15 protein-coding genes are annotated in these 13902 nt (G+C 64.5%); 6 read left to right on the forward strand and 9 right to left on the reverse strand.

Annotated features, from left to right (window positions below; genetic code table 11):
* Positions 1-2 precede the first annotated feature (2 nt).
* Genes EWH21_RS12405 through trxB form a run of 3 tightly spaced genes read right to left on the reverse strand, consistent with a single transcriptional unit; the run spans position 3 to position 2450 of the window.
* Positions 3-710 carry an arginyltransferase gene (locus EWH21_RS12405; RefSeq protein WP_152488674.1) on the reverse strand — a complete coding sequence of 236 codons (708 nt, stop codon included), beginning with the start codon at positions 708-710 and terminating at the stop codon, positions 3-5.
* A gap of 54 nt (positions 711-764) precedes the next feature.
* On the reverse strand, positions 765-1445 hold the full coding sequence (aat, locus tag EWH21_RS12410; RefSeq protein ID WP_277698444.1) for a leucyl/phenylalanyl-tRNA--protein transferase: 681 nt from the start codon (positions 1443-1445) through the stop codon (positions 765-767).
* 54 nt (positions 1446-1499) lie between these two features.
* Positions 1500-2450 (reverse strand): thioredoxin-disulfide reductase, encoded by a 951-nt coding sequence (trxB, locus tag EWH21_RS12415; RefSeq protein WP_037055914.1) that lies wholly within the window; start codon positions 2448-2450, stop codon positions 1500-1502.
* A gap of 170 nt (positions 2451-2620) precedes the next feature.
* On the opposite strand from trxB, the gene ftsK reads away from it, so the two are divergent.
* From ftsK to cysG, 6 genes are all read left to right on the forward strand, one after another.
* The gene (gene ftsK / locus EWH21_RS12420; protein WP_081876519.1) at positions 2621-5053 is read left to right on the forward strand and encodes a DNA translocase FtsK; all 2433 of its coding nucleotides are present in this window, start codon (positions 2621-2623) and stop codon (positions 5051-5053) included.
* A 124-nt stretch (positions 5054-5177) separates the two neighbouring features.
* Positions 5178-5804 (forward strand): outer membrane lipoprotein chaperone LolA, encoded by a 627-nt coding sequence (gene lolA / locus EWH21_RS12425; protein WP_037055916.1) that lies wholly within the window; start codon positions 5178-5180, stop codon positions 5802-5804.
* Between the two features lie 3 nt (positions 5805-5807).
* Positions 5808-7133, forward strand: coding sequence for a replication-associated recombination protein A (locus tag EWH21_RS12430; protein ID WP_277698445.1), 1326 nt, complete (start codon positions 5808-5810; stop codon positions 7131-7133).
* The gene (crcB, locus tag EWH21_RS12435; RefSeq protein ID WP_037055922.1) at positions 7130-7510 is read left to right on the forward strand and encodes a fluoride efflux transporter CrcB; all 381 of its coding nucleotides are present in this window, start codon (positions 7130-7132) and stop codon (positions 7508-7510) included. The genes EWH21_RS12430 and crcB overlap by 4 nt, the downstream gene beginning before the upstream one ends.
* A 79-nt stretch (positions 7511-7589) precedes the next feature.
* Positions 7590-8870, forward strand: coding sequence for a serine--tRNA ligase (gene serS / locus EWH21_RS12440; protein WP_047589197.1), 1281 nt, complete (start codon positions 7590-7592; stop codon positions 8868-8870).
* Between the two features lie 108 nt (positions 8871-8978).
* Entirely contained in the window at positions 8979-10367 is a 1389-nt protein-coding gene (gene cysG / locus EWH21_RS12445; RefSeq protein WP_037055933.1) for a siroheme synthase CysG, read from the forward strand.
* Between the two features lie 78 nt (positions 10368-10445).
* Here the strand turns inward: cysG and EWH21_RS12450 are convergent, their stop codons facing one another.
* The 6 genes from EWH21_RS12450 to tusD all read right to left on the reverse strand — a co-directional run bounded on the left by EWH21_RS12450 (position 10446) and on the right by tusD (position 13902).
* Complete coding sequence (locus EWH21_RS12450) at positions 10446-11453, reverse strand: glutathione S-transferase family protein (protein WP_277698446.1); 1008 nt, start codon at positions 11451-11453, stop codon at positions 10446-10448.
* 73 nt (positions 11454-11526) lie between these two features.
* Positions 11527-12522, reverse strand: a complete 996-nt coding sequence (locus tag EWH21_RS12455) for a glycosyl transferase family protein (protein ID WP_277698447.1) — start codon at positions 12520-12522, stop codon at positions 11527-11529.
* The gene (locus tag EWH21_RS12460) at positions 12519-12854 is read right to left on the reverse strand and encodes a TusE/DsrC/DsvC family sulfur relay protein (protein ID WP_277698448.1); all 336 of its coding nucleotides are present in this window, start codon (positions 12852-12854) and stop codon (positions 12519-12521) included. Before EWH21_RS12460 ends, EWH21_RS12455 begins: the two co-directional genes overlap by 4 nt.
* Positions 12851-13150 carry a sulfurtransferase complex subunit TusB gene (tusB, locus tag EWH21_RS12465; protein WP_277698449.1) on the reverse strand — a complete coding sequence of 100 codons (300 nt, stop codon included), beginning with the start codon at positions 13148-13150 and terminating at the stop codon, positions 12851-12853. The genes EWH21_RS12460 and tusB overlap by 4 nt, the downstream gene beginning before the upstream one ends.
* Positions 13150-13509 (reverse strand): sulfurtransferase complex subunit TusC, encoded by a 360-nt coding sequence (gene tusC, locus EWH21_RS12470; protein WP_277698450.1) that lies wholly within the window; start codon positions 13507-13509, stop codon positions 13150-13152. Before tusC ends, tusB begins: the two co-directional genes overlap by 1 nt.
* Positions 13510-13902, reverse strand: a complete 393-nt coding sequence (tusD, locus tag EWH21_RS12475; protein WP_047589210.1) for a sulfurtransferase complex subunit TusD — start codon at positions 13900-13902, stop codon at positions 13510-13512.

Here is a 13902-nt window from a genome sequence, read left to right on the forward strand (position 1 = left end):
CGCTAGGTCAGCTGTGTCCAGCGCTGATTGACGAACAGCTCGATCGGGCGGTACTGGGTCTTGTAGTTCATCTTGCGGCAGTTCTTGATCCAGTAGCCCAGATAGACGGCTTCGAGGCCCAGACGCGCGGTCTCGCCGATCTGCCAGAGAATGGCGAAGCGCCCGAGGCTGCGGCGCTCCTCATCCGGATCATAGAAGGTGTAGACCGCCGACAGGCCGTTCGGCAGCACGTCGGTGACCGCAATGGCGACCAGTTTGCCGCGCAGGCGGAATTCATAGAAACGAGAAAATGGCAGGTCCCGGACGAGAAAGGTCGAGAACTGGTCGCGACTGGGCGGGTACATGTCACCATCGGCATGGCGCTGCTCGATGTAGCGAACGTAGAGCGCGTAATACTCTTCGGTGAATGCCGGGCGCACCGAGCGCACGCTGACGTCCTCGTTGCGCTTGAGGATGCGCCGCTGCTGGCGGTTCGGCGTGAACAGCGCTGCCGGGATGCGTGCCGGAATGCAGGCGGTGCACTGCTGGCAGTGTGGGCGGTACAGGTGATCGCCGCTGCGGCGAAAGCCCATTTCCGAAAGTTCGGCGTAGACGAGCACGTCCATGGGCTGACTGGGGTCGAGAAACAGGGTCGTCGCCTGTTCTTCCGGCAGGTAGCTGCATGGATGTGGCTGAGTGGCATAGAACTTCAGGCGGGCCAGCTCGGTCATGGCGGTGTCTCGGGAAAACCTGACTAAGAGTGTATGTCAGGGTTGGCCAGTCGACTAGGCGAGCCAGTCCGCTGCACTGGGCAGGTCGAGGTGGCGCTGCAGGTACTCGGCGAACGTGGCGCGCGGTATGGCCCTGGCGCCGAAGTTGTGCAGGTGCTGCGTGGGCATCTGGCAATCGATGAGCGCGAAGCCCCATTCATGCAACTTGCCCACCAGGGTGGCGAAACCGACTTTCGAGGCGTTGTCGGCGCGGCTGAACATGGATTCGCCAAAGAACAGCTGTCCCATGGCCAGGCCATAGAGGCCGCCGACCAGCTCGTCATCGAGCCAGACCTCGACCGAGTGAGCGATGCCGCGCTGATGCAGTTGCAGGTAGGCATCCTGCATGCCCTGGGTGATCCAGGTGCCGTCGGCGTAGCTGCGTGGCCCTGCGCAGGCGTTGATCACTGCGGCGAAATCCTGGTCGAAGCTGACGCGGTAGCGTTGCTGACGCAGCAATTTGGCCAGGCTGCGCGAAACATACAGCTCGTCGGGGAGCAGCACGGTGCGCGGGTCCGGTGACCACCAGAGGATCGGCTGGCCGTCCTGGAACCAGGGAAAGCAGCCGTGGCGATAGGCGCTGATCAAACGGTCGGCGCTGAGGTCGCCGCCCGCAGCCAGCAGGCCGTTCGGTTCGCGCATGGCCTTGGCCAGTGGCGGGAACTGCAGGGAATCACGTTGCAGCCAGGTCAGCATGCGCGTCCGTCCGCGGGGCAGGGGAGGGCGAGCGGGGTGCTCGCCCTGGTGCCATCAGTTGCTGTCGAGAAACTTCTCGACGTCCAGCGCGGCCATACAACCGGCACCGGCCGAAGTGATGGCCTGGCGGTAGACGTGGTCGGCCACGTCGCCGGCGGCGAACACGCCCTCGATGCTGGTGGCAGTGGCGTTGCCTTCGCTGCCGCCCTTGATCTTCAGGTAGCCGTCATGCATGTCCAGCTGGCCGACGAACAGCTCGGTGTTCGGCTTGTGGCCAATGGCGATGAACACGCCGGCCAGGGCCAGGTCCTGGGTGCTGCCGTCCTGGGTGCTCTTCAGGCGTACGCCGGTCACGCCGGTCTGGTCGCCCAGCACTTCGTCGAGGGTGTGGTTCCAGTGCAGGCGCATGTTGCCGTTCTCGACCTTGTCGAACAGCTTATCCTGGAGGATCTTCTCCGAGCGCAGCTTGTCGCGACGGTGCACCAGATGCACTTCCTTGGCGATGTTCGACAGGTACAACGCCTCTTCCACGGCGGTGTTGCCGCCGCCGATCACTGCGACCACCTGGTTGCGGTAGAAGAAACCGTCGCAGGTCGCGCAGGCGGAAACGCCCTTGCCGGAGAATGCCTCTTCCGACGGCAGACCGAGGTACTGGGCGCTGGCGCCGGTGGCGATGATCAGCGCGTCGCAACTATAGGTGCCGCTGTCGCCCTTGAGGACGAAGGGGCGGCTCTGCAACTCTGCGGTGTGGATATGGTCGTAGATGATCTCGGTGTCGAAGCGCTCGGCATGCTTCTGCATGCGCTCCATCAGGGCCGGGCCGGTAAGGCCTTCGACGTCACCCGGCCAGTTGTCCACTTCGGTGGTGGTGGTGAGCTGACCGCCAGGCTGGATGCCGGTAATGACCACGGGTTTGAGATTGGCGCGCGCGGCGTACACGGCGGCGCTATAACCGGCAGGGCCGGAACCCAGGATGATCACGCGTGAATGCTTGACTTCGCTCATAAAAAAACCCCATAAGCCTTTGTCACAAAAGAGAATGCGTGCTCCAATTGAGCCGCATGGAAGCTGCTGGCGGCTATGCTACACCGAAGCAGGGCAAGTGCGGGAGCTTGGCAATTGGCCTGAGCACCAGGCAGGCCCTACAATAGGCCGCTTCCACGATCAATCATCAGATGGACGCGCCCAGGGCGCAGGAAATGGCTGTTTTGAAGAATTCCACCACCCAGACTATCGATTGGCGCCAGAAACTTCAGTATCGACTGAAGGAAGGCGCCTTGATCGCCCTGGGCGCTATGTGCCTGTACCTGCTGATGGCACTGTTGACCTACAACGCCGCCGATCCGGCCTGGGACAACAGCGTGCAGGTCGAGCGCATCATCAACGCAGGTGGCAGCATCGGCGCCTGGCTCTCCAGCGCGCTGTTCGGTGCGCTGGGCTATTTCGCCTACATCTTCCCGTTGCTGCTGGCGGCCAAGACCTGGCAGGTGTTCCGCACCCGTAACCAACCCTGGCACTGGAATGGCTGGCTGTTTTCCTGGCACAGCATCGGCCTGGTGTTCCTGATTCTCTCTGGCGCCGCGCTCGGCGACATCCATTTCGCGGCGGATGCCGGCATGCAGGGCTCCGGTGGCGGCATGCTGGGCGCCAGCCTGGGCGATCTGGCCGTGCATGCGCTGAACGTACAAGGCAGCACCCTGGTATTCCTGGCCCTGTTCCTCTTCGGCCTGACCGTGTTCACCGACCTGTCCTGGTTCCGCGTGATGGACCTGACCGGCAAGATCACCCTCGATCTGATCGAGCTGATCCATGGCGCCATCACCGGCTGGTGGAATGCCCGCAGCGAACGCAAGCAGATGGTCGCGCAACTGCGTGAACTGGACGACCGCGTCATCGAAGTGGCCGCGCCCGTGGTCGCTGACCGCCGCGAACAGGCCAAGGTCAAGGAGCGCCTGCTCGAACGCGAAGAGTCGCTGAGCAAGCACATGAGCGAGCGCGACAAGCGCCCGGCACCGGTGATCACGCCGCCTGCGCCGCCCAAGGCGGCGGAGCCGAGCAAGCGCGTGCTCAAGGAGAAACAGGCGCCGCTGTTCGTCGATAGCGCCATCGAGGGCAGTCTGCCGCCGATTTCCATCCTCGATGTCGCCGAGAAGAAGCAGAAGCAGTATTCGCCCGAGTCGCTCGAGGCCATGTCGCGCCTGCTGGAAATCAAGCTCAAGGAATTCGGCGTCGAGGTGGTGGTGGAGTCCGTGCATCCGGGCCCGGTGATCACCCGTTTCGAAATTCAGCCCGCTGCCGGCGTCAAGGTCAGCCGCATCTCCAACCTGGCCAAGGACCTGGCGCGCTCGATGGCCATGGTCAGCGTACGCGTGGTCGAGGTGATTCCCGGCAAGACCACCGTGGGCATCGAGATACCCAACGAAGACCGGCAGATCGTGCGCTTCTCCGAAGTGCTGTCGTCGAGCGAGTACGACGATGCCAAGTCTCCGGTCACCCTGGCCCTCGGGCACGACATCGGCGGACGTCCGGTGATCGCCGACCTGGCCAAGATGCCGCACCTGCTGGTGGCCGGTACCACAGGCTCCGGTAAGTCGGTGGGGGTCAACGCGATGATCCTGTCGGTCCTGTTCAAGTCCACGCCGGAAGAGGCGCGGATGATCATGATCGACCCGAAGATGCTCGAACTGTCGATCTACGAAGGCATTCCACACCTGTTGTGCCCGGTCGTGACCGACATGAAGGAGGCCGCCAATGCGCTGCGCTGGTCGGTGGCCGAGATGGAGCGCCGTTACAAGCTGATGGCGGCGATGGGCGTGCGCAACCTGGCGGGCTTCAACCGCAAGGTCAAGGACGGCATCGAGGCCGGCACGCCGCTGACCGATCCACTGTTCCGTCGCGAAAGCATGGAAGACGAGCCGCCGCTGCTCAAGCCGCTGCCCACCATCGTGGTGGTGGTCGACGAGTTCGCCGACATGATGATGATCGTCGGCAAGAAGGTGGAAGAGCTGATCGCGCGTATCGCCCAGAAGGCGCGGGCTGCGGGCATTCACCTGATCCTGGCGACCCAGCGCCCTTCGGTGGACGTGATCACCGGTCTGATCAAGGCCAACATTCCGACCCGCATGGCGTTCCAGGTGTCGAGCAAGATCGACTCGCGCACCATTCTCGACCAGGGTGGCGCCGAGCAGCTGCTGGGGCATGGTGACATGCTCTATCTGCCGCCCGGCACCGGCCTGCCGATCCGCGTGCATGGCGCCTTCGTCTCCGACGATGAAGTGCACCGTGTGGTCGAGGCCTGGAAGCAGCGCGGCTCGCCCGACTACATCGAGGACATCCTCGCGGGCGTCGAGGAGGGCGGTGGCAGCGGCTTCGAAGGCGGTGGTGGCGAAGGCGGCGAGGGCAGCGAGGAAGATCCGCTGTACGACGAAGCCGTCAACTTCGTGCTGGAAAGCCGTCGTGCTTCCATCTCTGCAGTGCAGCGCAAGCTGAAGATCGGCTACAACCGCGCCGCGCGGATGATCGAGGCGATGGAGATGGCCGGCGTGGTCAGTTCGATGAACACCAACGGTTCACGCGAGGTCATCGCGCCCGGGCCGTCGCGCGACTGACTTCGACATCTCACGGACAAACCGCCCGATTCGCGGTCTACAAGATTCCACGGTCGTTCATGCGGCCGAGCAATGCGAGGTGCGGAGTCACCTCGCCATCCTCACACGGACTAAAGGGGTTCCTATGCGTGTTATTCGCCTGCTGATGCTGGCTGTTCTGAGTTTTACCCTGCTGACTGCCCAGGCTGACGAAGAGGCGGCCACCCAGCGCCTGACCGAGCTGCTCAACCAGGCGCAGACCATCAGTGCGCGCTTTTCGCAACTGACGCTCGATGCCAGCGGCACCCAGCTGCAGGAAACCGCCGGGCAACTGGTGCTCAAGCGCCCGGGGCTGTTCCGCTGGCATACCGACCAGCCGATGGAGCAGCTGCTGGTGTCCAACGGCAAGAAGGTCTGGCTGTACGACCCGGACCTGGAGCAGGTGACCGTGCAGACCCTCGACCAGCGCCTGACCCACACCCCGGCGCTGCTGCTCTCCGGTGACGTGTCGCAGATTCGCGAGAACTTCGATATCGACTACAAGGAAGGCGGCAACGTGGTCGACTTCATCCTCAAGCCCAAGGCCAAGGACAGCCTGTTCGACAGCCTGCGCCTGTCGTTCCGCAATCGCGTGCTCAACGACATGCAGCTGATCGACAGCATTGGTCAGCGCACCAATATCCTGTTCCTCAATGTGAAGATGAACGAGCCGGTCGACGACGGCCTGTTCAGCTTCGACATCCCGCAAGGTGCGGACGTCATCCAGGAGTAAGTGGTGGACCTGTTCGCTCGCCAACCCGTCGCGCAGCCCCTGGCTGCGCGTTTGCGTGCTACCAGCCTGGATGAATACGTCGGCCAGGAGCATGTGCTGGGGCCTGGCAAGCCGCTGCGTGAAGCGCTGGAACAGGGCGCCTTGCACTCGATGATCTTCTGGGGGCCGCCTGGGGTAGGCAAGACCACCCTGGCGCGCCTGCTGGCCAAGGTCAGCGATGCGCATTTCGAGACCATCTCGGCGGTGCTCTCCGGGGTCAAGGAGATTCGCCAGGCGGTCGAGGTGGCGCAGCAGCATGCCGCGCAATATGGCCGTCGTACCATCCTCTTCGTCGACGAGGTGCACCGTTTCAACAAGAGCCAGCAGGATGCCTTCCTGCCCTACGTCGAAGACGGCACGCTGATCTTCATCGGCGCCACCACCGAGAACCCTTCGTTCGAACTGAACAACGCGCTGCTGTCGCGCGCCCGCGTCTATGTGCTCAAGAGCCTCGACGAGGCGGCCATGCGCAAGCTGGTGGCGCGCGCGCTGAGCGACCCGAAAGGCCTGGGCGAGCGTCACCTGAGCCTGCCCGAGGAAAGCTTCGCCATGCTCATGGCCGCCGCCGATGGCGATGGCCGGCGCCTGCTCAATTTCCTCGAGAACGCCGCCGACCTGGCCGAGGATGGTGGCGAGATCGCCGTGGCCTCGCTGCACAACCTGCTGGGCGATACCCGCCGGCGTTTCGACAAGGGCGGCGAAGCCTTCTACGACCAGATCAGCGCGTTGCACAAGTCCGTCCGCGGCTCCAGCCCCGATGGCGCGCTGTATTGGTTGGCGCGCATGCTCGACGGCGGCTGCGACCCGGCCTACATCTGCCGGCGCATTGTCGCCATGGCCAGCGAAGACATCGGCAATGCCGACCCGCGTGCGTTGCCGTTGTGTCTGGCCGCCTGGGATGCGGTCAAGCGCCTGGGCAGTCCCGAGGGCGACCTGGCGCTGGCGCAGGCGGTGACTTACCTCGCCTGCGCAGCCAAGAGCAACGCGGTGTATCTGGGGATCAAGGCAGCCAAGCAGGATGTCGCCGAGTTCGGCTCGCTGGAGGTGCCACTGCACCTGCGCAATGCGCCGACCAAGCTGATGCAGCAGCTCGGTTATGGCGAGGAATACCGCTACGCCCACGATGAGCCCAATGCCTACGCCGCTGGCGAAGTGTATTTCCCGGATGAAATGGAGCCGCGCGAGTATTACCAGCCGGTGCCGCGAGGCCTGGAGTCGAAAATTCGCGAGAAGCTCAAGCACCTGCGCAGCCTGGACTCCAGCAGTACCCGACAAAGGAGAAAGAGATGATTCGTGTGGCGCTTGCCGTGGCGGCAGGGGGGGCTGTCGGTTCGCTGATGCGCTTTCTGGTGGCCAGCTGGGTCGCCGGCAACTGGCCGCGGCACTTCTACCTGGCCACGCTCACCGTCAACGTGCTGGGTTGCCTGTTGATCGGTCTGCTGTCCGGCCTGTTCCTCACCCGTACCGATCTGCCACTGGAGCTGCGCACCGGGCTGATCACCGGCGTGCTGGGTGGCTTCACCACGTTTTCGTCCTTCAGCCTGGAGATCATGAAGCTGATGGAGGGCGGGCGCGCACCCGAAGCCTTCGGCTATCTGGCCTTCAGCATCCTTGGCGGTCTGCTGGCAGCCTGGGCCGGCCTGAGTCTGGCCCGATTGGCATCCTGACCCGTTAAGGCTTTACACTCCACAACCCGCGCCAGCTTGCTGGTCATTAACCATTTCGCCGATGTATTGAGACCCGAACATGCTCGACTCCAAACTCGTCCGCACGCAACTCACCGAAATCGCCGAGCGCCTCGCCACCCGTGGCTTCGCACTCGACGTCGCCCGCTTCGAGGCCCTGGAGAGTCAGCGCAAGTCGGTGCAGGTGCGCACCGAACAATTGCAGGCCGAGCGTAACAGTCGTTCCAAGTCCATTGGCCAGGCCAAGGCGCGCGGTGAAGACATCGCGCCGCTGCTGGCGGAAGTGGACCAGATGGGCAGCGACCTGGAAGCCGGCAAGCGCGAGCTGGACGCGATCCAGAGCGAGCTGGACAACCTGCTGCTGAACATCCCCAACCTGCCGCACGAATCCGTGCCGGTCGGCGCCGACGAGGACGAGAACGTCGAGGTCGCGCGCTGGGGTACGCCGCGCAGCTTCGACTTCGAGATCAAGGATCACGTCGCCCTGGGCGAGCAGCACGGCTGGCTGGACTTCGAGACCGCCGCCAAGCTCTCCGGTGCCCGTTTCGCCCTGCTGCGCGGCCCCATCGCGCGCCTGCACCGTGCCCTGGCGCAGTTCATGATCAACCTGCACACCGGCGAGCACGGCTACGAAGAGGCCTACACCCCGTATCTGGTGCAGGCACCGGCGCTGCAGGGCACCGGCCAGCTGCCGAAGTTCGAGGAAGACCTGTTCAAGATCGCCCGTGAAGACCAGGCCGATCTGTACCTGATTCCGACCGCCGAAGTGTCGCTGACCAACATCGTCGCCGGCGAAATCCTCGACGCCAAGCAGCTGCCGCTGAAGTTCGTCGCCCACACGCCGTGCTTCCGCAGCGAGGCAGGGGCCTCCGGCCGCGATACGCGCGGCATGATTCGCCAGCACCAGTTCGACAAGGTCGAGATGGTGCAGGTCGTGGAGCCGTCGACCTCCTTCGAGGCGCTGGAGGGCATGACGGCCAATGCCGAGCGCGTGCTGCAGCTGCTCGAGCTGCCGTATCGCAAGCTGGCACTGTGCACCGGCGACATGGGTTTCTCTGCGGTCAAGACCTACGACCTGGAAGTCTGGGTGCCGAGCCAGGACAAGTACCGCGAGATTTCCTCCTGCTCCAACTGTGGCGACTTCCAGGCGCGCCGCATGCAGGCGCGTTACCGCAACCCGGAAACCGGCAAGCCGGAGCTGCTGCACACGCTCAATGGATCCGGCCTGGCCGTGGGCCGCACCCTGGTCGCGGTGCTGGAAAACTACCAGCAGGCCGACGGCAGCATTCGCGTGCCCGAGGTACTCAAGCCCTACATGGGTGGTATCGAAGTGATCGGCTGAGCCGCTCATCGCGATGCATGGAACGGGGCGGCACGGCTGCCCCGTTTTCAATGGCGGCAGGGTGTGCACGACGCGCTCTGTGAACCGACCTCCGCTGAGGCTGACCTGATGCAATTTCTTCCGCTGTTCCACAAGCTGCAGGATCGCCCGGTACTGGTGATCGGCGGTGGTGAGGTCGCGCTGCGCAAGGCGCGCCTGCTCAGTGATGCCGGTGCGCGCTTGCGTGTCGTTGCGCCCGAGGTGCGCAGCGAGCTGCAGGAGCTGGCTGGCTCGGCCGGCATCTTCCTGCGCGGCTATGCGAGTAGCGACCTGCAGGGCGTGGCCCTGGTCATCGCGGCGACCGACGACGAAACGCTTAACGCGCAGGTGTCCGCCGAAGCCCAGGCGCTCGGTATTCCGGTCAACGTCGTCGATGCGCCGTCGCTGTGCAGTGTGATCTTCCCGGCGATCGTCGATCGTTCGCCGCTGATCGTTGCCGTCAGCAGTGGTGGTGATGCGCCGGTACTGGCGCGACTGATCCGAGCCAAGATCGAGACCTGGATTCCTGCCAGCTATGGACAACTGGCCAACCTGGGCAAGCGCTTTCGCGAGCGGGTCAAACAGATGTTCCCCGATGTGCAGCAGCGCCGGGTGTTCTGGGAGGATGTCTTCCAGGGGCCGATTGCTGAGAGCGTCTTCGCTGGCAAACCGGAGGCGGGCGAGCGTCTTCTGCAGGAGCGCCTGGCCGGCGCCGCGCCGCGAGCCCTGGGCGAGGTCTATCTGGTCGGTGCCGGTCCCGGCGATCCGGACCTGCTGACCTTCCGGGCGCTGCGCCTGATGCAGCAGGCCGATGTGGTGCTCTACGACCGCCTGGTGGCGCCAGCCATCATCGAGTTGTGCCGCCGCGATGCCGAACGCATCTACGTGGGCAAGCGCCGCGCCGATCATGCGGTGCCGCAGGAGCAGATCAACCAGCTGCTGATCGACCTGGCCAGGCAGGGCAAGCGCGTATTGCGCCTGAAAGGGGGCGACCCGTTCATCTTCGGCCGTGGCGGCGAGGAAATCGAGCAACTGGCCGCGGAGGACATTCCCTTCCAGGTGGTGCCAGGCATCACCGCCGCGTCGGGTTGCGCCGCCTATGCGGGCATTCCGTTGACCCACCGCGATCATGCGCAGTCGGTCCGCTTCGTCACGGGGCACCTCAAGGATGGCAGCAGCAATCTGCCATGGAAGGACCTGGTGGCCCCGGGGCAGACGCTGGTGTTCTACATGGGCCTGGTGGGGTTGCCCGCCATCTGCGAGCAACTGATCGCCCACGGTCGTTCGGGCGCAACGCCGGCGGCTCTGGTGCAGCAGGGTACCACGCAGAATCAGCGGGTGTTCACTGGCACCCTGGACAGCTTGCCGCAACTGGTGGCCGAGCATGAAGTGCATGCACCGACCCTGGTCATCGTCGGCGAGGTGGTCACCTTGCGTGACAAGCTGGCCTGGTTCGAGGGCGCGCAGGGCCACGTCTGATACTGGGGTGGATCGCGCTTCATCGATCCACCGTGGCTGGGTTTCGGTGGATGAAAACAGCCTCATCCACCCTGCGGCCTAGCGCTCGTTTTTTTGCCACACGCCCTTGCCCGGCAGGCGCTGACGATCGTGCGTGCGCATGAAGTCCTGCTGCGGCCCCTTGGGCACCACGCCCGTCGGGTTGATGGTGGCGTGGCTGGCGTAGTAGTGCGACTTGATATGGGTGAAGTCCACCGTCTCGCTGACGCCGGGCCACTGGTAGAGCTCGCGCAGCCAGTTGGACAGGTTCGGGTGGTCTTCGATGCGCTTCAGGTTGCACTTGAAGTGGCCGTGGTAGACAGCGTCGAAGCGGATCAGCGTGGTGAACAGGCGGATGTCGGCTTCGGTCAGGTAGTGCCCGGCCAGATAGCGTTGCCCGTCTAGCAGTGTTTCAAGCTCATCGAGCATGTCGAACAGCTCGTCGAAGGCCTCTTCGTAGGCCTCCTGGGTAGTGGCGAAGCCTGCGCGATAGACGCCGTTGTTCACCGCCGGGTAGATGCGCTCGTTGAGCTGATCGATGCGCTCGCGCAGTGGCTCGGGGTAGAAATCCAGGTCGTTGCAGCTCAGGCCGTCGAATGCGTCGTTGAACATGCGGATGATTTCCGACGACTCGTTGCTGACGATACCGCCGGTTTGCTTGTCCCACAGCACTGGCACGGTGACGCGCCCACTGTAATGACGGTCGTCCGCCGTGTAGCGCTGATGCATGTAGGTGAGGTTGTCGAGGTGATCGCCGCTGGAGCCGAAGTCGCGATCGAAGGTCCAGCCCTGTTCGCGCATCAGCCAGCTGACTACCGACACATCGATCAGCGATTCGAGCCCTTTGAGCTTGCGCAGGATCAGGGTGCGATGCGCCCAGGGGCAGGCCAGCGAAACGTACAGGTGGTAGCGGCCGGCCTCGGCCTTGAAACCGGCATCGCCACTTGGCCCCGCGCCGCCGTCGGCGGTCACCCAGTTGCGCCGCTGCGCGCTTTCGCGCTGGAAACGTCCGCCGCTGCCGGTGTCATACCACTGGTCGTGCCAGCGCCCATCGATCAACAAGCCCATGACGCCTGCCTCCGTTTTGAATGAAACTGGAGTCTATCGTCACCGGCTCGATTGAAGCGTTGAAAAAGCTGGCTCAATCCATCGAAGAGATTGATTGAAGGCGAGCGTCCCAGCGCATCTTCGCCTGGGCGAAGGCGTCCTCACGCGCCAGACCAAGGCCGCGCAGCGCGGTGGCCATGGTGGCGATGACCGCCAGATAGCCATAGGTATCCTCCTGCTCGCCGTGCCAGAAGGCCTGCAGCCGTGCCGGGTCGAGGCTGTCCGGCTTGACGTGGCGCTGCGCCGAGAGCGCTGGCCATTCCTCATCCCAGTTCTCGCCATTGGCGGTGCCATAGAGGTGACAGGCCGAATCCGGGTTGGCCTCGATCTCGCCCCCTTCGCCCTTGATCACGATGGCGCAATCCCCCAGCAGTCGACTGGCTTCGCGATGCACGGCCTGGTAGCCGGGATGGAAGATGCTTTGCAGGCCGCAGCGTGCGCCGAGTGGGTTGATCACGCGGGCCAGGGAGTGGATCGGCGAGCGCAGGCCCAGCGTGTTGCGCAGGTCGATCATGCGCTGCAGCGCTGGCATCCAGTCGCCCAGGTAGCCGTAGGCCAGGTGCTGCTGGTCCAGCGCCTGCTGCACGGACTGCCAGTCATGGCAGCGGGGTATCTCCAGGAGGGCCAGGAGCTGCTCGGTATACAGGCGTCCGGCGGTGTGGGCACCGCCGCCGTGCATGAAGATGCGCACGCCGCTGTTCGCCAGGGCTTTGGCTGCCAGCAGGTACCAGGGCAGGTGGCGTTTCTTGCCGGCGTAGCTGGGCCAGTCCAGATCGACCTGGATAGCCGGGGCAGCCAGTCGCGGACGAATCGCCTCGGTGAAGCCGGCGAGCTCCTCGGCGCTTTCTTCCTTGTGCCGCAACAGCATCAGGAAGGCGCCGAGCTGGGTGTCCTCGACCTTGTCATCGAGCAGCAGGCCCATGGCCTCGCGTGCTTCTTCGCGGGTCAGGCCGCGAGCGCCACGCTTGCCCTTGCCGAGGATGCGCACGAACTGGGCGAAAGGGTGTTCGGCGGGAGTGATCAGGTTCATAGGCAATTGGTCGGTTTGGGCAGGCCGGCCAGCTTGGCCGCCAGCTTGGCAGGCGTGCCCTTGAACAGGCGATTGAGGTGCAGGCTGTTGCCTTTCTCCGGGCCCAGCTTCAGGGCCACGTACTTGATCAGCGGGCGATTGGCCGGCGACAGCTGGAACTCGTCGTAGAAGGCGCGCAGCAGCTGGAGGATTTCCCAGTGCTCGGCACTCAGTTGCAGCTCCTCGGCCTCCGCCAGGGCCTCGGCCACCGGGCCCGACCAATCCTGCAGGTCGGCCAGGTAGCCGTCCTTGTCCAGGGCGATATGCTGTCCAGCGACGTTCAGCGTGTTCATAGCCAGCTGTTGACCTTGGCGTAGCGGGTGCAGAGTTCGACGAAGCCCGGATAGTCCACGGCCTGTACGCGTTCGGCGGCTTGCAGGTGGCGCGCGGCGAGGTCTTCGTCCAGGGCGTAGAGCGCGACGCTGGCGGGCATCAACTGCAGCGCCTGCAGGTTGGCGGTTGCGGGCTGCAAGGCGTAGACCGCATCGCCACAGAGCAGCAGGGCGTCCTGGGCGCCGAGCAGGCGCAGGCAACTGGCCAGGCGGCTGTCGGCGAATGGCGAATGAGAAAGAATGTGCAGGGTGGCCATCAGACTGTGATCACCTGGTCGTAACGGTCGAGAAGGGCGGTCAGCGCGCTGTCGTCGAGCCGCTGCGCCGCCAGATTCAGTTCGTTGCCGGCGAGGCCGCGTTCGGCGAGGCTGCGCTCGCTGGCGTACAGGTCCTCTACGCCGAACATCGGCAGTGCCTGCAGGTTGGCGCCGAGGTCTTTCTGCTGCAGTGCGCCGGGCTGCTGGCCCTGGCTCAGCTGAAACACGCCATCGTCGAGAAACAGCATGCCAATCGGCAGGTCGAACGCGCCGCCGGCCAGGGCGATGTCCAGCGCCTCACGGGCACCTGGGCCGCTCCAGGGCGCCTGGCGGCTGATGATCAGCAGCGATTTGCTCATTCACTGGCCTCCGAAGCAGATCAGTCGATCGGCCTGTTGTGCGGCTTCATGCAACTGGCCGAGTCCGGACAGCTCCCACGGCGCCTCCAGGTTGGCCGCAGGGCGCGAATAGCGCTGGGCTTCCTCGTCGTTGAGCACACCACGGCGCAGTGCTGCGGCGATGCACACCACAGCGTCCAGGCCGTTGCCGGTGACGAACTCACGCCACTCCCCGGGCAGGTCCAGCTCATCCTGCGGGGTGACGACATTGCTGGCGGCGCTGTGTACGCCGTCCTGATAGAAGAACAGGCGGACGATTTCATGGCCGCCAGCCAGCGCTGCCTGGGCAAAGCGCAGTGCGCGCCGCGAGGCAGGCAGGTGAGGGGCGGCGAACAGGGCGATGGCAAACTTCAT

Source organism: Pseudomonas sp. REST10 (assembly GCF_029542605.1).
GTDB lineage: Bacteria > Pseudomonadota > Gammaproteobacteria > Pseudomonadales > Pseudomonadaceae > Aquipseudomonas > Aquipseudomonas khazarica.

Bases quoted from the DNA above. Each gene is read 5' to 3' on its own strand.
- EWH21_RS12405 (WP_152488674.1), bottom strand. From the start codon at position 710: ATGACCGAGCTGGCCCGCCTGAAGTTCTATGCCACTCAGCCACATCCA.
- aat (WP_277698444.1), bottom strand. From the start codon at position 1,445: ATGCTGACCTGGCTGCAACGTGATTCCCTGCAGTTCCCGCCACTGGCC.
- trxB (WP_037055914.1), bottom strand. From the start codon at position 2,450: ATGAGCGAAGTCAAGCATTCACGCGTGATCATCCTGGGTTCCGGCCCT.
- ftsK (WP_081876519.1), top strand. From the start codon at position 2,621: ATGGACGCGCCCAGGGCGCAGGAAATGGCTGTTTTGAAGAATTCCACC.
- lolA (WP_037055916.1), top strand. From the start codon at position 5,178: ATGCGTGTTATTCGCCTGCTGATGCTGGCTGTTCTGAGTTTTACCCTG.
- crcB (WP_037055922.1), top strand. From the start codon at position 7,130: ATGATTCGTGTGGCGCTTGCCGTGGCGGCAGGGGGGGCTGTCGGTTCG.
- serS (WP_047589197.1), top strand. From the start codon at position 7,590: ATGCTCGACTCCAAACTCGTCCGCACGCAACTCACCGAAATCGCCGAG.
- cysG (WP_037055933.1), top strand. From the start codon at position 8,979: ATGCAATTTCTTCCGCTGTTCCACAAGCTGCAGGATCGCCCGGTACTG.
- EWH21_RS12450 (WP_277698446.1), bottom strand. From the start codon at position 11,453: ATGGGCTTGTTGATCGATGGGCGCTGGCACGACCAGTGGTATGACACC.
- EWH21_RS12455 (WP_277698447.1), bottom strand. From the start codon at position 12,522: ATGAACCTGATCACTCCCGCCGAACACCCTTTCGCCCAGTTCGTGCGC.
- EWH21_RS12460 (WP_277698448.1), bottom strand. From the start codon at position 12,854: ATGAACACGCTGAACGTCGCTGGACAGCATATCGCCCTGGACAAGGAC.
- tusB (WP_277698449.1), bottom strand. From the start codon at position 13,150: ATGGCCACCCTGCACATTCTTTCTCATTCGCCATTCGCCGACAGCCGC.
- tusC (WP_277698450.1), bottom strand. From the start codon at position 13,509: ATGAGCAAATCGCTGCTGATCATCAGCCGCCAGGCGCCCTGGAGCGGC.
- tusD (WP_047589210.1), bottom strand. From the start codon at position 13,902: ATGAAGTTTGCCATCGCCCTGTTCGCCGCCCCTCACCTGCCTGCCTCG.